Here is a 22,134-nt window from a genome sequence, read left to right on the forward strand (position 1 = left end):
ACTAACTTATCTAGTGGTTATGTACAAGGATTTTAGAGATAAATATAGAAATTAATGTTTATAATCGATACATAACTTGAGTAACAAAATCTAAGGAGGTTAAAATATGGGTATATTTAAAACAAAAATTGATGAGGACTGGAAAGTAAACTACATTAAAGAATTTAATGAAATGAGAGATTCTTATGAGAGTAAACTTCAAAAAAAACAGTTTGAGGTAGAAAGTTTAAAATCCGAATTGGATAGACTAAGAAGTTACAAAAATAGTCTTAAGCCAAAAGAAAAGCAAATTACTGATGATGATATAAACAATATAAAGAATTTAAGAAGAGATGGCTTAAGTTATAAAGAAATTTCAAATGAAACAAGTTGGAGTAAAGCAACTGTAAGTAGAGTATTAAATGGACTTTACGATTAGCATATACATGGGGTGATTTAAATTGGGATGAAGTATAGTTATAAAAAATGTATAATAGATTCTATTTTATTGATGTTTATAGTTCAAATATTGAGGATGATTTTGAATTATATACTTCTAAGTCAATTTGAATTTACTCTTGAAAATTTTAATATTATAAACTTAATTTCTTTTACATTAGTTGGTTTATCATTAATTCTATTTTTGAATGATAATTCTTTGTATAACAAAATAAGAAATAGAAAAATAACAGAAGCTTTTAAAGAAAATAAAAATAATCTACTTATTAAAAAATTTAAGCTAATATTTTTTATAGTAGTTTTGTCTTTAGCAATAGTATCAACCTATTGCAGAGAAGGCTATTTATTCTTTAACATAACTATGATGATTTTGTCTGTATTGATAGTTCCTGTATTTGAAGAGTTGTTTTTTAGAGAGTATCTGTGGAACTATCTAAGTAATTTTATAAGGTCAAAGAGTAAAATTATATGCATAACATCTATATTATCAGGGATTTATAATATAGGATATATGGATGTTATAAGAAATTATATAATTTTGTATAATAATTCTAGTTATACATTTGAAGTAATTATCTCAAAAATTATGATAGGTACCGTTTTTGGTATTATACTTGGGATTGTTAAATCAAGATTCAAAGATGTAGGTCTTTGTGTACTATTGAGAAGTCTATTTGCTATATTTATTAGACAGATAATTTAATTAAATAGAGTGGATGTTTTATAAGGTTGATTTAAAATTAATTTTAAATCAACCTTATTTTATTTATCTTTTATAGAGAAATTGTGTAAAAATATTTAATAAATCTCATGAAATTATTTGAATATTTTTAAAATACATAAATATATATTGACATATAAATATTATCTATTACAATTTATATAAACTGATAAAAATTAAATAATATTAATCAACTTATTGAATGGAGGAATAAAAATGAAATTTGTGACTTTTTGTAGTAGTAATGAAGAAAAAATAGGTGTATTTAATTCAGAAACAAATAGTATATATGAAATAAATAGTTTAGGGTTAAGTAGAATCTATATGGATATGAATGATTTTATTGAAAATGTATCTACAGAAGAGTTAGAAACAATAAAGAAGAATTCATTTGAAAATGTTAAGTGTTATAAATTAGAAGAAGTGAAATTATGTTCTCCAATTGTAAGCCCTAAAAAAGATATAATATGTCTAGGTCTTAACTATAGAGACCATGTCAACGAAATCCCAGATGGAGTTATAAAAAATGTAGTTATGCCAGATTATCCAATTTATTTTTCTAAGAGAGCAGATAAAATAATTGGAGTGGATGATAAGATAAGCTTACATGGAGATTTGGTTGAAAAGTTGGATTATGAATCAGAACTTGCAGTAATTATAGGCAAAGAGGGTATAAACATATCAAAAGAAGATGCCTATGAATATATATTTGGATATACAATAGTGAATGATATAAGTGAAAGAGCACTTCAAGATAAACATGTTCAATGGTTTAGAGGTAAAAGTTTAGATACACATACATCTATGGGACCTTGCATAGTACATAAAGAAGAATTTGAACATCCTTTAAAATTGGATATAAGCAGTGTAGTAAATGGAGAAGTAAGACAAAATTCTAATACAGAATACTTTATATTTGATATACCTACTGTAATAAGTGACTTATCAAGAGGTATGACTTTAAAACCAGGAGATATAATTTCAACTGGGACTCCAGCTGGTGTAGCTATGGGGATGAATCCTCAAGTATATCTAAAACATGGTGATGTAGTTGAATGTAAAGTCGAAGGGATAGGTGTTTTAAAAAATATAGTTGATTAATGGATAAATATGCCATATAATTTTATTAGTACGAATAATTTAATTAATATGGAATTAATCAAATTTATGATTAATTTATTATAGAGAGGGATGAGTATATGGCAAGAGAACTAGAACTAAAGTATGGCTGTAATCCAAATCAAAAACCATCAAAGATTTATATGAAAAATGGAGAACTTCCTATAGAAGTGTTAAATGGGAAGCCTGGGTACATAAACTTTTTAGATGCATTTAATAGTTGGCAACTTGTAAAGGAATTAAAAGAAGCTACAGGTCTTCCAGCAGCAACTTCATTTAAACATGTTAGTCCAGCAGGTGCAGCAGTAGGAGTACCTTTATCAGATACTTTAAAGCAAATATATTTTGTTGATGATTTAGAGCTTTCTCCATTAGCTTGTGCTTATGCAATGGCAAGAGGAGCAGATAGAATGTCTTCTTATGGTGATTTTATAGCACTTTCAGATATATGTGATAAAGAAACTGCAACTATTATAGCAAGAGAAGTTTCTGATGGTGTTATAGCTCCAGGGTATACAGATGAAGCTCTTGAGATATTAAAAGGAAAACGTAAAGGAAACTATAATATTGTAAAAATAGATGAAAATTATACTCCTGAGCCTATTGAGACAAAGGATGTTTATGGAATTACTTTTGAACAAGGTAGAAACGAAATATTAATAAATGAAGACCTATTAAAAGACATTCCAACTGATAACAAAATTTTTACAGATAGTGCAAAACGTGATTTAATTATAGCTTTAATAACACTTAAATATACACAATCAAATTCTGTTTGTTATGCTAAAGATGGACAAGTAATAGGGGTAGGCGCAGGTCAACAATCACGTATTCATTGTACTAGACTTGCGGGCAATAAAGCTGATATTTGGTATCTTCGTCAACATCCTAAAGTATTAAATTTAAAATTTAAAAAGAACATAGGTCGTCCAGATAGAGACAATACTATTGATGTATATCTTTCTGACGATTATATGGATGTGCTTGCTGATGGTATATGGCAAACTTTATTTGAAGAAAAACCAGAGCCTTTAACTGGAGAAGGAAAAAGAGCATGGCTTAAAACTTTAACAGGAGTAGCACTTGGTTCAGATGCATTTTTCCCATTTGGAGATAATATAGAAAGAGCAAAAAGAAGTGGAGTAAGCTTTATAGCACAACCTGGTGGTTCTATTCGTGATGACAATGTTATATTAACTTGTAATAAATATAATATAGTTATGGCTTTTACTAAAAATAGATTATTCCATCATTAAAATATAAAGCAAATATAGATTAAATTAAAATCTACAACAAGTTTTGTTGTAGATTTTTTTATTTACTGTATAATTTTAAATAGAACTTTATTTTTAGATATTCAATTTGGAGGTTGATATGGCTTTAAATATAAGAGACTATAGCCTATTATGTAGTCAAGGAACAGCTAAATTTAATGAAGATGTGGTTGGCATAAATCCATTTGGAGCATGGGTTTTAGATGGTGCTACAGGACTTAATGGAAAAAACTTAATATCGAATGAAAGTGATGCGAGATGGTATGTTCAGTGGTGGAATAGGTACCTATATAAAAACATAAGCAGAGAAGAATCATTAAAGAGCATTGTTAATAGTGGAATAATAGAGGTAAAAAAAGAGTATGAGCTAAGATTAAATGGGATAAAGGTAGAAAAATTAGATTTGCCATCGAGTTCTATAGCTATCGTAAAATTCCATGAAAATAAGGTAGAGTATTTTTTATTAGGGGATTGTGCATTGTTCATTAAAAATGGTGATTCAAAAGTTATAAAGGATAGAAGTATTTGTAAGTTTGATAATATCGTATTTGATGAGATGAGTAAACTTTCTAACTTGGAAGAAATGACATTTGATGAGATTAAAGCTAGTGTTATGGATACAATAGTAAGTAATAGATTGAAGAAAAATACAAAAGATGGATATTGGATATTGGATTTTGATGAGGAAGCTGTAAAAAATTCTATATATGGATACCTTGAAATAAAAAAAGATTTTCAATTGATGCTGACAAGTGATGGTTTTACAAGTGCATGTGATAGATATAATCTCATAAAAGAAGAAGAATTAATACGTATAGCAGAAAAATTTGGTATAGGATATATACACAATAAGGTAAGAGATTTTGAGGATAACGATTATAAAGCAGTTAAAGTTCCACGATTTAAAGTAAAAGATGATTCGTCTTGCTTATATTTAGATATATATAATGATTAAACTTTATGAAACTATCTAATTTTAGAAGGGAGGTAGATAAAAAATGAAAATTCTTCATATAATAACACAAAAACCAAATAGTACAGGTAGTGGTATATACTTATCTGGCATGATAAAAGGTTTTGAAAAGGTAGGTTACAGGCAAGCTGTAATTGCAGGGATAGATGTGAATGATGATGTAAATTGTTTTCCAGATGATGTAAGCTTTTATCCAGTAAAGTATAATTGCGGAGAATTAAATTTTCCTGTTGTAGGCATGAGTGACTCCATGCCATATGAAAGTACAAGATATAGAGATTTAAATATAGACATGATAAACAGATTAAAACATCAATTTAAAGTGAATATAGATAGGGTTATGAATGATTTTAAGCCAGATATTATAATATGCCACCATTTATATCTCTTAACTGCATTTGTTAGAGAGATTGTAAAAGATATAAAAGTAATGTCTATCTGTCATGGGACCTGTTTACGACAACTAAATACTATTGATTTAGAAAAAGAATATATAATATCAAATATTAGGAAACTGGACTTAATATTTGCTCTTCATGAAAATCAAAAATATGATATTATAAGGACTTTTGGCATAAGTGAAAGTAAAGTAGTTGTAATTGGTAGTGGTTATAATGATGATATATTTTATAACAAACACTATAAAAGAAAAGATGATAAAATAAAAATAGTATTTGCAGGTAAGATATGCAAATCAAAGGGACTAATTCCATTTATAAAAGCTATATCTAAATTAAAATATCATGAAGATTTAATAGAAGTTAATTTTGCAGGTACTGGAAGTGATATCGAATCATATAATGAGATAGTTAAACTTGCAAGCAAGTCTCCATTCAAGATGAATTTTCTAGGAAAATTGGAGCAGATAGACTTAGCTGAACTATTTAATAGGTCACAGATATTTGTGTTGCCATCGTTTTATGAAGGATTACCAGTTGTTGTTTTAGAAGCTTTATCTTGTGGTACAGATGTGATTACTACTGATATTCTTGGTGTTAAAGAATGGATTGGAAGCGAGATTAATAACTCTGGAAAGATAAATTATGTTCCTCTACCTTTTATGCAAAATGAAGGTATACCAAAAGAGGAAGAGTTGTATATATTTGAGAATAATCTGTCTAATTCTATAGATACTAAAATACAATATTTGTTAAATGACTCAAATAAGAGAGCATCTATAGATATGTCGAAAAAAACTTGGGATGGTTTAGTATATAGGATGAATGAAGTTATTTTAATGGATGAAATGTGTTTGATTTAATATTATTTAATTTATAAAAAATGTAACTATTTTTATACTATTTTTAGGTGATTTTATATTATACTAGTACTAACTATATTTGTTTTAGGGAGGTAATTTATGAGGTTTAGTAAAAAGATATTAGCGTTAGGTATTTCAGCATTATTGTTAAGTGCTAGTTTTCCAGTATCAATAAATGCGCTAGATAAGATTGAAAATATTCAAGGGGTAGATAAATATGAGACAGCTGGGCTTATTTCAGATAAGCAAGATTTTACAACAGCAGTTTTAATTAACTCTGATTCTACGATGGTAGATGGTATCGCTGCTAGCGGTCTTGCAGGAGTAAACAATGCAGCCATTTTATTAACTAACAAGAATGATATACCAGAGGCAACATTGCAAAGATTAAATAGAGTTACTAAGATATATGTAATAGGTGGAGAGAATACTATAAGTAAAGATGTAGAAAAAATGTTACTTATGAGAAGAATGCAAGTTATAAGAATTGATGGAGTAGATAGAGTAGATACAAGTTATAAAATTGCAGGTGAAATAGAAAAAATCAAGAGTAGTGATAAGATGTTTTTAGTAAATGGATTTAAAGATGAAGCTGATGCAGTGAATGTTGCATCTGTTGCGTATAGAGATGGTTCTCCTATAATATTGACAAAAGATATAGCTTCAGCAGAAGAAGATACAGATTTAGACCCATTATTTGGTGTTTCTCCTGTTCCAGTGTATGCTATTGGAGGAGAGTCTACATTAAGCGATTACATAGTGAATAGATATAGAGCAACTAGAATTGGTGGTGTTGATAGATATCAAACTAATAAAAATGTAATTGAAAAGTTCTATAATGGAGCAAAAGAATTTTATGTAACAAGTGGAGATGATTTGGTTTATACACTAGTTGCATCACCACTTGCAAAAAATGTTCCTGTTGTATTGGTTTCAAATAAAAGTGATAAGAGTGTATTAAAGGGAGCTAATAAAGTAACAGCAATAGGTATAAGCGATAAGAATATTATAGAGCAGTGTCTGAATGCTGTAAAAAAGTAATATAATGTTATCAGTAAAGTGAATATATATTACAAAATTAGTATATTATTTATAGTGGTATAGGGTATTTAAGAAACGCATTTTATTTAAAAGAAATGCGTTTCTTTACTTATATTACATAGTTTTTATATAGAATAAATTTCATAAGAATTATCTTCTTTTAACTTTTCCAACCAAACCATCTCTAAAATATCTAGTTCTTCTAAGTAGTCTTTCTCAGTTTTGTTATCATCATGTTTTATAAGTTCTAAGATTTCGAATGTAAAAGCTTTTTCTCCATGTTTTTTCCAATCATTATTTAAATCTTTTATCATACAGGACCCAGCACTAAGCTGAAATTTGAGGGAGTTAAATTTGCTTTTTATGTCATTGCTCTTTCCTAGGTAAATCTTCTTGGTAATATCGCTTTTTATTATAAATACTCCAGTGTCAAATTTCATTTCTTTATATAGTTGTTTTAATTCACGTTTTCTATCCATATTTTAGATTCCTCTTTTCATAATTTGTTTGTAATATGTAAATATAAAAATATATTACATATTAATTATAAAGAGATTGATTTCAGATGTAAATAGTTTTTATAAATTTAATTATGAGTTAATTGATATAAACAAAGTATTTTAGCCTGATAAGTTTAGTATATATTTTATATTATATAAATATAAAAGAATAGTTGACATAGTAAAAATTATAGAATACACTTAGAATGTAATAGTAAATTATAATTAAGTATTACATTGAGAGGAGGCACACTTATTATGAATAAAAAAATAGAATTAATAGGAAATTTTGCAAGTGACTGGATTAAATATAGTGATTATGAATATAAAATTACTGAAGAAGATGAATTATATATAGCTCCAACTGAAGATGCTATATTTACTATGTATAATCCGTTTGATGTCGCAGATGACATAATAGTAGATATAATTTGTATAGGACAAGAAGCATTGCAAGACATACCAAAAGAGACAAAAGAAATGAGATTAAAAAAAGAAGTACTTGAATTTGTAAAGAAATATGGATTGTTGGGATTAATTTATTCAAGTGTATATAATAGAGACATAGTTGGAGAAGAAAGAGTACTAATGATTGAAAAGAATTATATTACAAAGGATAATATATTGAGTACTGATGAATATGTAAATATGTTTATACCATTTGCAAGTGATGATGATGTGTATTTTAAGAAATACAGAAGAGGTATAGATGTATCAAAAAGAGAAGAGTCACCTAAGTTTTTTGGAAAGAGACCATTAATTTTAGATTTAGTATTTTCAAAGTTTTATACTGAACAATTAGACTGGATTGTAAGTTTTGCTAAGGATATGTGTAGACACTTTAATCAAGTTTGTGTATATAAAAACACATCCAATCTATTAACTGAAAGTGTTACTATCATGTCTGGAGGGTTTAATCCTCAAAAGATAGGTTTTTCTATAAGTCAATTGGATAAACCAACTATTGCGTGGGAATTTGATTCTTTGAAGACTGCAATTGAGACTATATATGCGTTTGCAATTACAAGTGAGCCTCCTTCTTTAAATAAATGTAAGTATTGTGGTAAAATTTATATTCCTACAAATTCCAAATCTCAATATTGTTCACCTTCTTGTAGAAATTGTTCAAATGTAAAGAAAAGTAGAAGTAGAGCTAAAAAAGATAAATAAATTAATAAAGATATCATTGCTTAGAGTTTAATTATAAATAACTGTAAAAAGGTAGTTATAGAAAATTATATATCTGAGTGATGGTATTTTTTTTGAAAAATTTGATTGAGATGTTAATTTTGAATTGACAAAAACTACTTATAATAATACTATTATAAGTAGTGAATAAAATAATTTATACCAATTTAAATATAACATGAAAACATGAAAAAGTCAATAGAAAAATAAAAAAGGAGAATTTTAAATGATATCACCTATTATTTTGAGTTCTATGCACCAAGGCTTAAAAGAGATAGAAAGGAATGAATTGCTTGAAACTAATGAAGAATCTAAGGAGTATGGCTTAACACTTTCAGAATCTGATGTAAAAGATATAATAACTTCAAGAAATTATACTTTAAAGGGATATGGCAGAATAGAGTTAGATATAAAAACTACAAAACAATTGATAGAAAACATATACAAATCACAGTTTACAAACATAAACGATTATTTAGAAACTATTAATGATATGCAAGAAATTTTTTATTATTTAAAAAATGAAACTGATGATAAGATATGTGATGATGAAATTATAGAACTACTAGATGAACTTTATGAAAAATTTTCAGGAAATCTAGATAATGTAAGAGGAGAAGCAGATGAATTTGCAAAAGCGTTTAAGTTTGGAAAAGTTTAATATATTATAGGAGAGAGTAGCTATGTCAAATAATCTAAGCAATATTAATATAAATGAAAAAAATTTAATAAAAAATCAATATTCAATATCTTTGCTTAAGGAATGTCTAGATTGTAAATTAATAGACGAAAGAGAAGTATATAGCATACAGCAAGAAATATCTCTAATACTCATAGATTTGATTAAAAAATATACAAATGGTCAAAGTACATCAGTAAGGACAGAAGTTGCTGAAAAGTTGTTGATTTCATTATGGTATGCTATTGATGCATATATAAATAAGCTAGAAAATTTAGAAAAGAGAGTTGTAGAGCTGACTGCTAAAAATATAAAAAACATGTATCTAGAAGGTATTAAAATATTAGAAAATGATTTAATTGAGTTAGAGAGTTTTTATGAATTAATGATAAATAGAAAGTTAGATACCAACTCAATAGCCTATAATGATACTTTGGTAGAATTATCAAGTTTCTTTAAAAATTATGTTATAAAATTTGAAGCTCATGACATTCCAGTGAGTATAGATTATCCATTGGCATTAGACGATATGGATGTTCAAGGTATCTATTATGTGAAGAATTATATCGAGAGTATAGACATAGAAAATAGGTTTTGTAATTTATTTAAGAAGAAAGATAGAGAAAAATTATTTTATGATTATGGAATGACTTATAAAATAGATTGTGATGTTATACTTATAAATTTATTTGAACTTATTATAAACAATTGTATTTTTTCTACGATTTTAGGCAATGAACCAACTAATTTAGAGATTTCAGAATATGAATATGAGTTTTTAGAAAGACAATTTAAAAGCATGTACAATAATAATGTTGAAGATGAAGTTATAGATTATGAAGAAAATAATATAATTGAATTGATTCAGGTGGATAATAATTTAAATTATAATGATTTTGAAGAAATTAATAGAGAAATTAGGAAAAATAAAAAGATAACATCATTACTTATGAAAGCAATTGAAGTGCTGATAAAAAGATTAAACATAGAAGATGAAGTAATGATAAGATATATTAAAAGATATGAAAATATATTTATTGAATCTGTGCTGGGGTCAATAAGGGATGATATTTTTAAAGGTATGATAACTGTAAGTAGTAGTAAAAATGAGTCTTTAGAGAATTATATTATTGATGATGAAAGTAAATTAGATGATGAATCATTTAGAGAGGTATTCAATAAAATATTAGATAGTACATCTATAGTTGAAAAAATAAAGATAATAAAGGAAAATATTAATGCAAAAAAAGATTTTATTGATATCCTAGAAGCTGAATGCTTATTTGAAGAAGAGTATTTAATGTTATTTTCAGAATTAAGCGAATTGGAATTGGCAATATTGGGTAGTGTTGTATTTTATGAAGATATAAGAATGAAAGAAATCAATTTATTAGAGTTTTTAGTAAGTAAGAAATCTGAAACTACATTATGGAAAATTGAATATATTGATTTTATGAAGAAACAAAATGAAACTAGGATACATTCTATAGAAGAATATATGAAACAAATTAATTAACAAAAAATTATGGATAAATAGAATGTTAGTATATAATATAATCTGTAAAGTATATCAAAATACATATATCTGGAGGGAATTATGAAAGAGTATATCATAAATAACATTGAAGAAATAAGAGAAGAGCTAATAGATTTGTCTAAAAAAATATGGGAAAATCCAGAACTAGCTTTTGAAGAAAAGTATGCAAGTAACATTCAAAAAGAATACCTAAAATCAAAGGGGTTTGAAATTGAAGAAGTAGAAAATTTACCTACTGGATTTATAGCGAGCTTTGGAAAATGTAAGCCAGTGATTGGAATACTTGGAGAATATGATGCTTTACCAGAGTTATCACAATCTGTAAGTACAGAAAGAAATCCATTGGTAGAAGGTGAAGCAGGTCATGGATGTGGTCATAATCTATTAGGTGTAGCAGGGGTAGGAGCTGTTGTTTCTATAAAAAAATTAATAGAAGAAAATAAGTTTAATGGAACAATAAAATATTTTGGTTGTCCTGCCGAAGAAGAAGGTGGAGGAAAGACTTTCATGTGTGTAAATGGATGTTTTGATGATGTAGATTGTGCATTTACATGGCATCCTTTTGATATAAATGCACCTTGGCGAGGAGGAAGTCTAGCAAACTTATCTATCAAATTCAAGTTTAAAGGAATAACAGCACATGCAGCACAAGCTCCACATAATGGTAGAAGTGCACTTGATGCTGTTGAAATTATGAATGTTGGAGCAAATTATTTGAGAGAGCATGTGATTGATTCTATAAGAATGCACTATGTTATAACTAATGGTGGTGGAAGACCTAATGTAGTTCCTGGTTTTGCGGAAAGCTGGTATTTTATTAGAGGTAAAAAAGCAAAGGATGCAGAGCATGTTCTTGATAGATTAGTAAAAGTAGCACAAGGAGCAGCTATGATGACAGAAACTGAAATGGAGTATACAGTTACAGATGGAATATATGATTATATACCAAATCAATGTCTGACTGATTTAGTTTACAATAATATGGTTTTTGTTGGTTGTCCTAAAGCTACTCCTGAAGAAGAAGAATTTGCAAAAAAATTATGCGATACTCTTACTAGGGAGGAAAGACTAGGCGTAGCAACATCATTCCAAAATGATAAATCTATTGTAGATAGTTATATACATCAGAGGATAGCTGATGGAGATAAAGATAAAGGACTAGCAGGTTCTACTGATGTTGGAGATGTAAGTTATGTTATACCAGTGGCTCAGTTTGCAATGGCAGCATGGCCTGTTGGAATTGCAAGTCATACATGGCAGTCATGTTCATCAGCAGGTTCAAGTATGGGATTTTCTGCTATGATAAATTCAGCTAAAGTGTTGGCTTGTAGTGCTTATGATGTATTTATGAATACTGAAATTATTGATGAAGCAAAAATAGAATTTGATAAATCATTGGATGGACAAAAATTTAAACCATTGGTATAATCTTGATAATAAAATATTTCTGGGGGGAATAATTATGAGAGAAAAAATTGAAAAAGTACTTGAAGAAAAGATAAAACCAGTATTACAAAGAGATGGTGGGGATGTAGAGCTTATAGATGTAAATGAAAATGGAGTAGTTTTAGTTAAACTACAAGGTGCATGTAGTGGATGTCCAGGAGCAACTATGACAATAAAAGCTATTATTGAAAATGTTTTAGTTAGTGAAGTTCCAGGAGTAACTCAAGTATTAGGTGTTTAATAAATAGATTTTATATATAAGTGTACATAAATCAATTTAAAAAGTGATGTATAAAAAGTGTGTAAGTGTATATTTAATTTCTTACACACTTTTTTTTAATATTCTATTATACATCCATTATCCAGCCATGCCAATAAACATACCTATAAAGTATGGAATTAACCATATAGCCCACACGACTATACTAAACTTATGGAAGAATTTTTTCTTTTCTTCATCATCTTTGTATAGAACAAAAGTAGCCCAACCTGCATGAAAAAGCATAAGCACGATTGCAAGAAGACCTGTTATACTATGAAGGCTTTGAGATAAAGCGGATTTTACATAGAATGTGTTACTATTAGCTATGTTACTCATGGTAAAGGTTCCTAATGTATCAAATATCAAACCAAGCCAAAATATGATTACATGTTTCTTCTTTAAAATTTTAGCCTTTCTTTCTCCAAATACACCTATAGTGTAGAAAATTAATGCTGATGTTATAAATACTATTGCAAGTATTAATTTAGAATTCATAATTATCTCTCCTTTATCTTTGTTAATATATTTCTAAGATTTTTTACTAAGTCATTTAGTTCTTGTTCATCACAGTTTTTAAATATATCATTAAAACTTTCTTGCATTTTAGTTTTAAAGTTTGTTGCAAATTCAAGCCCTGTCTTCGTGAACTTAACATATGTATTTCTTTTATCCTCAGATTTCTTGAATTTTTCTATATAGCCAATATGTTCTAGTCTGCTGATTATACCTGAAACTGTACCTTTAGCTAGAGACATTTCATCACATAATTGTGATATTGTAAGTTCTTGATTATGAGCTATCAGCTTTATAACTATAATCTGTTGATGTGTTAATCCATTTTCTTTAAAATTTTCTTCTACTGTGTACATAGTTTTAGAATAGAGTTCTTTTAAAAGCATAGCTATTCTAAAACAATCATAATTAGTTTTCAATAAAATCACCTCTTAAATGGTTTGCATAGAAACTAATATAATATAATTTATCAATATAGTCAACCTAAAAATTTATAATTTCATAATAAACGCTAGAAAATAGAGCATAAAAATTTTATTTTAGGTATAAATAAAACAATTTGATGAAATTTTAACAATTTTTAAAAAGTTTGTTTACACAGTTAATAAATGATGCTAAAATTAATTCATAGATAAATATTGAAAATTTAATTTGTTTAATGATAATAGAACCACGAAGGTTTTAACGTTACTTGACGTTTACTTTTATGTGGTTTTTTTTATTGCAACAAAGGGGGAATAGGGGTTTGTTAAAGGATATACTTAAAAAGTTGTTGCAGTTTATTTTAGTAATGTTTTTATTATCTTTTGTTGTTTTTTACATGGCAAGACTTGCTCCAGGAGACCCATTAATCTCTTACTATGGAGATGGTGTAGAAAGAATGAGCATTCAGGAAAAAGAAAATGCTATGAAAAAACTTGGTTTGGATGAACCAATATATAGCCAATATATAAAATGGATTTCGGATGCATCAAAAGGAGAATTTGGAATTTCATTTAAATATAAACAAAATGTTACTTCTGTTATAAATGATGTCTATATAAATACCATAATATTAGGTGGTTCAGGGTATATACTTACCTTTGTGCTAGCCTTATTGTTAGGAATATTTTGTACACTACATGAAGATAAGCTCATTGATAGAATTATATGTAAGCTAGGAACAATAACCAACTGTATTCCATCATTTTGGGTTGCTTTAGTACTTATACTTATATTTAGTATAAACTTAAGTGTACTTCCAAGCAGTGGTGCTTATGCAATGGGAGAAGAAAGCAACATATTAAGTAGGATATCACATCTAATCTTACCTCTTACAGTACTTATATTAAGTCATTTATGGTATTACACATATATGATAAGAAATAAATTGCTAGAAGAAATAAGAGAAGATTATGTACTGTTATGTAAGGCAAAAGGTTTAAATAATAGAACCATTGTTTTTAAGCATTGCCTGAGAAATATAATGCCATCGTATATCAGTATAATGGCCATTTCAATACCTCACATATTGGGAGGAACTTATGTAGTTGAAAAAGTTTTTTCTTACCCAGGGTTAGGAACTCTTTGTTTTGAAAGTGCAAAGTATCATGATTATAATATGTTATTAGTTTTATGTTTAATAACAGGGGCTTTAGTAGTATTTGGTAATATGTTAGCTCAAATTATAAACAATAAAATAGACCCTAGAATGAAATATGATAGAGGTGATACTAATGAAGCCACAATGTAGTGATTTTGAAATTGTAGGAGAAAATTATATTTTAGTAGAAGAAGATGAACATATAGAAAAAAGGAAAACCTTATTTGAAAAAATTAAAGAATTACCATATATATCAATTATAATTTTGTCAATTATAGTTATTGGAAGTGTATTTTCATCTTTCATAATGACACATGAACCAACATACATGGATTTAGTAAGCTCCAACTTAGCTCCAAATAAAACTTTTTTATTTGGAACAGACTCAATGGGTAGAGATATATATTCTATGATATGGTATGGAGGAAAAATATCTTTATTTATAGGATTGTTTTCTACCATAATATCAACTGCTATAGGAATTATTTATGGCAGTCTAAGTGGTTTAGCATCCGAACTTGTAGATGATGCAATGATGAGGTTTACAGAGATTATACTTAGTATACCTTCAATATTAATCATAATATTTGTACAGGCTATACTTGGAAACTCAAATCCAATATCTATGTCTATAGTAATAGGTATAACGAGCTGGATGAATATATCTAAGATTGTAAGAACAGAGGTTAGACAAATAAGAAATAGCGAATATATATTAGCAGCTAAAAGTATGGGAGGAGGATTCTTCTATACATTAAAACAGCACTTACTTCCAAACTTTGTAGCATCAATAATGTTTATGGTTGTAACAAACATAGGTGCAGCTATTGGGACTGAATCAACACTTAGTTTTTTAGGTATAGGTCTTCCAATAGAAATTGTTTCTTGGGGAAGTATGTTATCTTTATCAGAAGAAGCACTACTTTCAAATAGATGGTGGATTATACTTATTCCAGGTATATTTTTGGTTACTACATTAGTGTGTATAACTAATATAGGGAATTATATAAGAAAAAATAATAATAAAAAATCTAGTAATTTATAAATCAGCATCTGAGCACTAAATAAACAAATACTGAGGTATTTGAAATATCTATTTAAATAAATGGGGTCAAAGCTTTGAAAAATACTTTATAAAAAGCAAAAGGGGGAGCATCATGAAATTAAAGAAGTTAAAAGTTTTAAGTTTAGTAATGATACTTAGTCTAATGGCAGGTTGTTCTAGTGGAGGAGACAAAGATAAAAAAGAAGATACATCTAAAGATGGAAAGGTACTTGTTTATGGAAGTAATGACTATACAAGTATAAATCCTGCACTATATGAACATGGAGAAATAAATTCATTAATATTTAATGGATTAACAGCTCATGATGAAAACAACAAAGTAGTTCCTTGTCTAGCAAAGGACTGGAAATTTGATGAGGCAACAAATACATATACTTTTAATTTAAGAGATGATGTTAAGTGGCATGATGGAGAGAAATTTACAGCAAATGATGTTAAGTTTACAATAGAAACTATAATGAAGCCAGACAATGCTTCTGAAATAGCATCAAATTATGAAGATATAACAAAAACTGATGTAGTTAATGATACTACTATAAAAATTACTTTAAAAGCTCCAAATACAGCAATGCTTGATTATTTGACAGTAGGAATATTACCAAAACATGTATTAGAAGGTAAAGATATAACTACTGATGAATTTAATCAAAAACCAATAGGAACTGGACCATTTAAACTTGAAAAATGGGATAAAGGTCAAAGTATAACACTTGTTAAAAATAGTGATTATTTTGTAAAAGAGCCAGGTTTAGATAAAGTAGTATTTAAAATCGTTCCAGATGACAAGGCTAAAGCGATGCAATTGAAATCAGGAGAATTAGACTTAGCTCAAGTAACTCCTAAAGACATGTCTAACTTTGAAAAAGATGAAAAGAACTTTAAAGTAAATATAATGAAAACAGCAGACTATAGAGGTATATTGTACAATTTTAACTCTAAGTTCTTTAAAGATGAAAAAACTAAAGGATTACCAAATGCTTTAAGTTATGCAATAGATAGAAAAGCAATAGTTGATAGTGTGTTATTAGGGCATGGTGTTCCAGCGTATTCACCTTTACAAATGGGACCATATAACAACCCTGATATAGAAAAGTTTGAATATAATCCAGAAAAAGCTAAACAAGAAATTGAAAAGCTAGGATGGAAGTTAGGTTCTGATGGAATTTATGAAAAAGAAGGTACTAAACTAGCTTTTGAAATAACAGCAGGTGAGAGTGACCAAGTTAGAGTTGATATGGCTAAAATATGTGCGCAACAGTTAAAAGAAATAGGCGTGGATGCTAAAGCTGTGGTTGTAACTGAAACAGATTGGGCTAATCAAGATGCTCATTTAATCGGTTGGGGAAGTCCATTTGACCCAGATGACCACACATATAAAGTATTTGGAACAGATAAAGGTGCAAATTACAGTGCTTACTCTAATCCTGCCATAGACAAAATACTTCAAAAAGCAAGAGAAACAGAAAATAAAGATGAAAAATTAAAATTATATAAACAATTCCAAGAAGAAATGACTAAAGATATGCCTTATACATTTATTGCTTATATAGATGCAATCTATGTTGGAAAACCAAATATCAAAGGGCTAACACCTGATACAGTTCTAGGTCATCATGGTGTAGGTATATTCTGGAACATAGCTGATTGGACAATTGAATAACATTTAAATTAATTAGAAACCTTAGGGATATAAATACATCCCTAGGGTTTGAATAGCATAGGGGTTGATGGTTTTTGGAACATTTATTGGAGGTTAATAATCTATCTGTAAGTTTTAAAGTAGAAGAAGGAGAAGTGCAGGCTGTAAGAAATGTATCTTTTAATCTAAAAAAAGGTGAAACACTTGCTATAGTTGGAGAATCTGGTTGTGGGAAATCAGTATTATGTAAGAGTTTGATGAGGATACTCCCATATAATGGATATATTAAAAATGGAGAAATTTTACTTAAATCAAATGACTTGGTTAAAATCTCTGAAAAAGAGATGGAGTCTATCAGAGGGAAGAATATATCAATGATATTTCAAGACCCTATGACATCTCTTAATCCAACTATATCAATAGGAAAGCAAATATCAGAAACTATAGTGATTCATCAAGGTATAAGTAAAAGTGAGGCTAAAAAAAGGGCTTTGGAACTTATTGAATTGGTTGGAATAGATAATCCAGAAAAAAGATTTAAACAATTTCCACATCATTTTTCTGGTGGAATGAGACAACGTATAGTAATAGCTATAGCACTTGCTTGTAATCCAGAAGTATTGATTGCTGATGAACCTACAACAGCTCTAGATGTAACTATACAAGCTCAAATAATTGACCTAATAAAAGATTTACAAGATAAGATAGGTCTATCAATAATATTTATAACTCATGATTTAGGTGTAGTTGCAACTATAGCTAATAGAATAGCAGTCATGTATGCAGGAAAGATTGTAGAAACTGGAACAGTAGAAGATATATTTTATGACCCTAGGCATCCATATACTTGGGGTTTGTTAGGCTCATTACCTACTTTAGACTCACAGGATGATTATTTATATAATATACCTGGAATGCCCCCAAACTTATTGAATCCTCCAAAAGGAGATGCATTTGCAGTAAGGAATAAAAATGCTCTTAAAATAGATTATGAAAAAGAACCACCAATGTTTAAAATTAATGATACACATAGTGCAGCAACTTGGTTATTGCATCCAGATGCACCTAAAGTAGATATACCAGTTAGAGTAAATTGTGGAAGGGTGATTTCTAATGAATAGAGAAAAAATACTAGAAATAAAAAACTTAAAACAATATTTTCATTTGGATAAAAGTACTACTGTAAAAGCTGTTGATGATATAAGTTTTGATATATATAAAGGCGAGATATTTGGATTAGTAGGAGAGTCAGGTTCAGGAAAATCCACAACTGGCAAAACTATAATAAGATTACATGAATCTACTGGTGGAGAAGTAATTTACAAAGGAAATTGTATCTCAGATAAAAAAACGTATAAATTTATAAAAAAAGATGTAAATAAAAGCATGCAGATTATTTTTCAAGATTCTACTTCATCATTAAATCCACGTATGACAATTGCAGATATAATTTCAGAACCACTAAAAATTCAAGGTGTCTGTAAAAATAAAACAGAGAGAATGAATAAAGTATATGAGATGTTAAATCTAGTTGGACTTGATAGAAGTTATGCAAATAAGTATCCTTCTGATTTTTCAGGTGGACAAAGACAGCGTATTGGCATAGCACGAGCTCTTTCAGTAGACCCAGAATTTATAATAGCTGATGAACCTATAGCTTCCTTAGATGTATCTATACAAGCACAAATTGTAAATTTATTTAAGAAATTACAACAAGAAAAGAATTTAACTTGTTTATTTATAGCTCATGATTTATCTATGGTGAGACATATTAGTGACCGTATAGGAGTTATGTATAATGGAAAATTAGTGGAACTAGCAAGTTCAAATGAATTATATAATAATCCTATTCATCCATATACAAAATCTTTACTTTCTGCGATTCCTATTCCTGACCCTAAATATGCTAAGTCAAGAAATAGAGTAGAGTATAATTCTAATGTATGCGACTGTTCAAATGAGAAGTCATTGAGTTGGATTGAAGTTTCAGATGGTCATTTTGTATATTCTTCTAAATCAGAGATAAATAAATATCAAGAAAATTTAAAAGTTGTTTAGTATAAAGTCATTCTAAGTAATGACTAGTTGTTTTAACTATGAATTAAAAGCCTGTTTTTGGATAAATTTTAAAACCATTCCAAAAATAGGTTTTTTTATTCCCGTTTTTCAAATATAATAAAATTAAAAACAAAGAAAATATATTATTCATAAGATAAAATAAAATTTAAGAATAGATTAATAAGAGATTACAAATGCGGGGGGAGGTTGTAATGATATATAAAAAAGATAAAGTAATGGAAGTTTTAAAGGTATTATATAGGGAAAATGGAAAAGGAATTACAGCTAATCGATTATCAGAAAAAACTGGAATTGCAAGAAACAATATAAGTACATATTTGAACCAATTGTTCAATGAAGGTATGGTTACAAAGATAAAAGGAAAACCAGTATATTATGTTCCTGCAAATGTTAGTATTAATGAAGAAGAGTTGCTTGATATAGAAAAAGAAATAAAAATAGAAACTAAAATAAAAAAAGATAGTTTTGAAACCTTAATAGGTAAAACGCAAAGTTTAAGACCTATAATAGAAAAATGTAAAGTTGCAATGCTCTATCCTACAAATGGACTCCATACCATTATCTATGGAGAAACAGGAGTAGGAAAAAGTATGATTGCTAGGTACATGTATGATTATTCTATAGATAGTGGAATTAGAGAAGATAAAGCACCCTTTATAACATTTAACTGTGCAGATTATGCAAATAACCCACAATTACTTATGGGACATGTTTTTGGAGTGGAACAAGGTGCTTACACAGGAGCAGAATCTTCAAGAAAGGGACTTTTAGAAATTGCAAATGGAGGGATATTATTTTTAGATGAAATTCATAGGTTACCAGCAGAAGGTCAAGAGATGTTGTTTACTTTTATAGATAAGGGAACATTTAAAAGGTTAGGAGATGCAACTAAGGAAAGAGAGTTCAAGGTATTAATAATATGTGCTACTACAGAAAATCCAACATCAACACTGTTAGATACATTTAATAGAAGAATACCTATGAAAATAGAAATACCTTCATTGAGAAATAGAACCATGATTGAAAGAATGGAATTAGTTAAAAACTTTTTTAAGCAAGAATCAAAAAGTATTTCTATTTCTATAAAAGTACATAGGGAAATAATTAAATCATTACTACTTTATGATTGTAAAAATAATGTAGGTCAACTTCAAAATGATATAAAGTTAGCTGTTGCAAATGGATACTTAAGATATAAAATAAACAATAAAGAGCCAATTTATATAGAGAAAAAATACTTTGATAAGTCGATAAATGAAGTGAATGATGATTATAGAGATAAGTCTATTAAAGCAGATGAAGTTATAACACATGGAATAGAATTCTTTTTATTTACACCATTTGGGGAAGAAGAAATTATTAACTATAATATGAACATTATTAATACAGTAAATTCCAATCTTAATGAGTCTGTAGAAATGAATATAGCAGATAACTCATTATTTAATGATGTTAAATTTAAAAATATGTGTAAAGTAATAAGACAAATTATTAAGGAAGATGAAGAAATAAATATAAACGAATCAATATTTAGGTCAATGGCAATATACATAAAAAATGTATTAGATAAAAATAATTCTACAAACAATATAGACTTAAATCAAATTAGAAGAAATAATAGAAGTGAATTTAGGACAGCCTTGAAAATAGTTGGAATAATTGAGAATGAATTTGATTTATTTTTATCTATAGAAACTGTAGCATATATTACATTATTTATAGTACAAGCTAAAAAAGATGAACAAAATAAAATAATGAATAACTTTAATATCATAGTTACAATGCATGGGGAAACTACAGCAAGTAGTATGGTGAAAGCAGTTAGTGATATTATTGGAGAATGTAATGCTATTTCGTTTGATATGAAGTTGGATAAAAGTTATGAAAGAGTAATTATAGATTTTAAAAGATTGATTAATAACATAGACAATAAAGATATACTACTATTTACAGATATGGGCTCATTAAATTCTTTTGATGAAATTATAAAAAATGAAAAAAAGTGTGATGTAAGAGTAGTTCCTATGGTGACCACATTAACTGTGTTAGAAGCAGTTCAAAAAGCTAACATGGGACTATCATTAAATGATGTATATAATTCCATTGTCAATACAAGAAAGTACTATTTTGGAGCTAATGAAATTCAAAATAAAGAAAACTTATCTAAAACAATTATTATAGCATCGCATGTTTCAGAAGGTGTAGATAACAAGACAAGAAAAATACTAGAAGAAAAAATGAATAGGTATTTAGATGGAATAGATATTATATCTGTACCATATAAAACAGAAAAAGATTTAAGTTTAAATATTGCAAAACTAAAAGAAAGCAGTAATGTTGTAGCATTAATCAATGAACAAAGAATTAATGTTAAAGGGATTGACTATGTCAGCAAAAAAGATATAGATAAAGATGAAAATATAAATAAATTAAAAAATATTATAAAGATAAGTATTGGTTATGATGATGTAGTTGAAGGACTAAGAACATCTTTAAAAAATTCTAATTATAATAGAATATTTAAGGATATAAAATCTGTGTCTGATGAGCTATTTTTGATATTTAATGTAGAAAAAAAATATGACAAAGTAATTGGGCTTATGATGCATTTGGCTTTCATGGTAGATGGATTAATTGGAAATACTAGAGCAATTGAACAGCTTGATAAAGAAAAAGTACTTAATTGTGATAAGGACTTAAGTAAAATAAAAAATATATTATCTCAATTAGATAAAAAATATAATATAGAAATTAATAAAAAAGAATGTTATCAAATATTATTAATATTAGAATATGTATAAATAATAAAAAAGATT

Annotated in this window: 21 protein-coding genes; 18 read left to right on the forward strand and 3 right to left on the reverse strand. The window is 27.8% G+C overall.

What is annotated here, in order from left to right:
• Positions 1-106 precede the first annotated feature (106 nt).
• The 7 genes from Q3287_RS02640 to Q3287_RS02670 all read left to right on the forward strand — a co-directional run bounded on the left by Q3287_RS02640 (position 107) and on the right by Q3287_RS02670 (position 6,827).
• Positions 107-418: a helix-turn-helix domain-containing protein gene (locus Q3287_RS02640; protein WP_054269458.1), complete on the forward strand. Its 312-nt coding sequence runs from the start codon at positions 107-109 to the stop codon at positions 416-418.
• A 27-nt stretch (positions 419-445) separates the two neighbouring features.
• Entirely contained in the window at positions 446-1,141 is a 696-nt protein-coding gene (locus Q3287_RS02645; protein WP_407963476.1) for a CPBP family intramembrane glutamic endopeptidase, read from the forward strand.
• Positions 1,142-1,375: 234 nt separating this feature from the next.
• Positions 1,376-2,260, forward strand: a complete 885-nt coding sequence (locus Q3287_RS02650; RefSeq protein WP_054269460.1) for a fumarylacetoacetate hydrolase family protein — start codon at positions 1,376-1,378, stop codon at positions 2,258-2,260.
• A gap of 98 nt (positions 2,261-2,358) precedes the next feature.
• Positions 2,359-3,534, forward strand: coding sequence for a phosphoribosylaminoimidazolecarboxamide formyltransferase (locus Q3287_RS02655; protein WP_054276106.1), 1,176 nt, complete (start codon positions 2,359-2,361; stop codon positions 3,532-3,534).
• Positions 3,535-3,652: 118 nt separating this feature from the next.
• Entirely contained in the window at positions 3,653-4,507 is an 855-nt protein-coding gene (locus Q3287_RS02660; protein ID WP_054276107.1) for a hypothetical protein, read from the forward strand.
• 43 nt (positions 4,508-4,550) lie between these two features.
• Positions 4,551-5,786, forward strand: a complete 1,236-nt coding sequence (locus Q3287_RS02665) for a glycosyltransferase family 4 protein (RefSeq protein ID WP_407963477.1) — start codon at positions 4,551-4,553, stop codon at positions 5,784-5,786.
• A 99-nt stretch (positions 5,787-5,885) separates the two neighbouring features.
• Positions 5,886-6,827 (forward strand): cell wall-binding repeat-containing protein, encoded by a 942-nt coding sequence (locus tag Q3287_RS02670; RefSeq protein WP_054269464.1) that lies wholly within the window; start codon positions 5,886-5,888, stop codon positions 6,825-6,827.
• Between the two features lie 125 nt (positions 6,828-6,952).
• Here Q3287_RS02670 and Q3287_RS02675 read toward each other — a convergent pair whose 3' ends face one another.
• On the reverse strand, positions 6,953-7,306 hold the full coding sequence (locus Q3287_RS02675; RefSeq protein ID WP_054276110.1) for a GIY-YIG nuclease family protein: 354 nt from the start codon (positions 7,304-7,306) through the stop codon (positions 6,953-6,955).
• A gap of 279 nt (positions 7,307-7,585) precedes the next feature.
• Between Q3287_RS02675 and Q3287_RS02680 the strand changes: the two genes are divergently transcribed.
• The 5 genes from Q3287_RS02680 to Q3287_RS02700 all read left to right on the forward strand — a co-directional run bounded on the left by Q3287_RS02680 (position 7,586) and on the right by Q3287_RS02700 (position 12,418).
• Positions 7,586-8,497, forward strand: coding sequence for a hypothetical protein (locus tag Q3287_RS02680; RefSeq protein WP_054269466.1), 912 nt, complete (start codon positions 7,586-7,588; stop codon positions 8,495-8,497).
• A gap of 244 nt (positions 8,498-8,741) precedes the next feature.
• A complete protein-coding gene (locus Q3287_RS02685) occupies positions 8,742-9,176 on the forward strand; it encodes a DUF6323 family protein (RefSeq protein ID WP_407963478.1) in 435 nt (144 codons plus the stop codon).
• Positions 9,177-9,198: 22 nt separating this feature from the next.
• A complete protein-coding gene (locus Q3287_RS02690; protein ID WP_407963479.1) occupies positions 9,199-10,710 on the forward strand; it encodes a DUF6179 domain-containing protein in 1,512 nt (503 codons plus the stop codon).
• A gap of 81 nt (positions 10,711-10,791) precedes the next feature.
• The gene (locus Q3287_RS02695; RefSeq protein ID WP_407963480.1) at positions 10,792-12,159 is read left to right on the forward strand and encodes a M20 family metallopeptidase; all 1,368 of its coding nucleotides are present in this window, start codon (positions 10,792-10,794) and stop codon (positions 12,157-12,159) included.
• 34 nt (positions 12,160-12,193) lie between these two features.
• The gene (locus Q3287_RS02700) at positions 12,194-12,418 is read left to right on the forward strand and encodes a NifU family protein (protein WP_054269470.1); all 225 of its coding nucleotides are present in this window, start codon (positions 12,194-12,196) and stop codon (positions 12,416-12,418) included.
• A gap of 117 nt (positions 12,419-12,535) precedes the next feature.
• On the opposite strand, the gene Q3287_RS02705 is transcribed toward Q3287_RS02700, so the two are convergent.
• Together Q3287_RS02705 and Q3287_RS02710 are read right to left on the reverse strand one after the other, a co-directional pair.
• Positions 12,536-12,934 (reverse strand): HsmA family protein, encoded by a 399-nt coding sequence (locus tag Q3287_RS02705; RefSeq protein ID WP_054269471.1) that lies wholly within the window; start codon positions 12,932-12,934, stop codon positions 12,536-12,538.
• A gap of 2 nt (positions 12,935-12,936) precedes the next feature.
• On the reverse strand, positions 12,937-13,380 hold the full coding sequence (locus Q3287_RS02710; RefSeq protein ID WP_407812408.1) for a MarR family winged helix-turn-helix transcriptional regulator: 444 nt from the start codon (positions 13,378-13,380) through the stop codon (positions 12,937-12,939).
• A 317-nt stretch (positions 13,381-13,697) separates the two neighbouring features.
• Here Q3287_RS02710 and Q3287_RS02715 point away from each other — a divergent pair, with 317 nt between their 5' ends.
• The 6 genes from Q3287_RS02715 to Q3287_RS02740 all read left to right on the forward strand — a co-directional run bounded on the left by Q3287_RS02715 (position 13,698) and on the right by Q3287_RS02740 (position 22,119).
• Positions 13,698-14,684 carry an ABC transporter permease gene (locus Q3287_RS02715; RefSeq protein WP_079740278.1) on the forward strand — a complete coding sequence of 329 codons (987 nt, stop codon included), beginning with the start codon at positions 13,698-13,700 and terminating at the stop codon, positions 14,682-14,684.
• Complete coding sequence (locus Q3287_RS02720) at positions 14,668-15,579, forward strand: ABC transporter permease (RefSeq protein ID WP_407814820.1); 912 nt, start codon at positions 14,668-14,670, stop codon at positions 15,577-15,579. The genes Q3287_RS02715 and Q3287_RS02720 overlap by 17 nt, the downstream gene beginning before the upstream one ends.
• Positions 15,580-15,691: 112 nt before the next feature.
• The gene (locus Q3287_RS02725) at positions 15,692-17,260 is read left to right on the forward strand and encodes an ABC transporter substrate-binding protein (RefSeq protein WP_407963481.1); all 1,569 of its coding nucleotides are present in this window, start codon (positions 15,692-15,694) and stop codon (positions 17,258-17,260) included.
• A 74-nt stretch (positions 17,261-17,334) separates the two neighbouring features.
• Positions 17,335-18,360, forward strand: a complete 1,026-nt coding sequence (locus Q3287_RS02730; protein WP_407963482.1) for an ABC transporter ATP-binding protein — start codon at positions 17,335-17,337, stop codon at positions 18,358-18,360.
• The gene (locus tag Q3287_RS02735; protein WP_407963483.1) at positions 18,353-19,297 is read left to right on the forward strand and encodes an ABC transporter ATP-binding protein; all 945 of its coding nucleotides are present in this window, start codon (positions 18,353-18,355) and stop codon (positions 19,295-19,297) included. The genes Q3287_RS02730 and Q3287_RS02735 overlap by 8 nt, the downstream gene beginning before the upstream one ends.
• A gap of 212 nt (positions 19,298-19,509) precedes the next feature.
• Positions 19,510-22,119 carry a sigma 54-interacting transcriptional regulator gene (locus Q3287_RS02740; protein WP_407963484.1) on the forward strand — a complete coding sequence of 870 codons (2,610 nt, stop codon included), beginning with the start codon at positions 19,510-19,512 and terminating at the stop codon, positions 22,117-22,119.
• The last annotated feature ends 15 nt before the right edge of the window (positions 22,120-22,134 follow it).

Origin of the sequence: Clostridioides sp. GD02404 (assembly GCF_045898275.1) — a bacterium.
GTDB classification, from domain to species: Bacteria; Bacillota; Clostridia; order Peptostreptococcales; family Peptostreptococcaceae; genus Clostridioides; species Clostridioides difficile_A.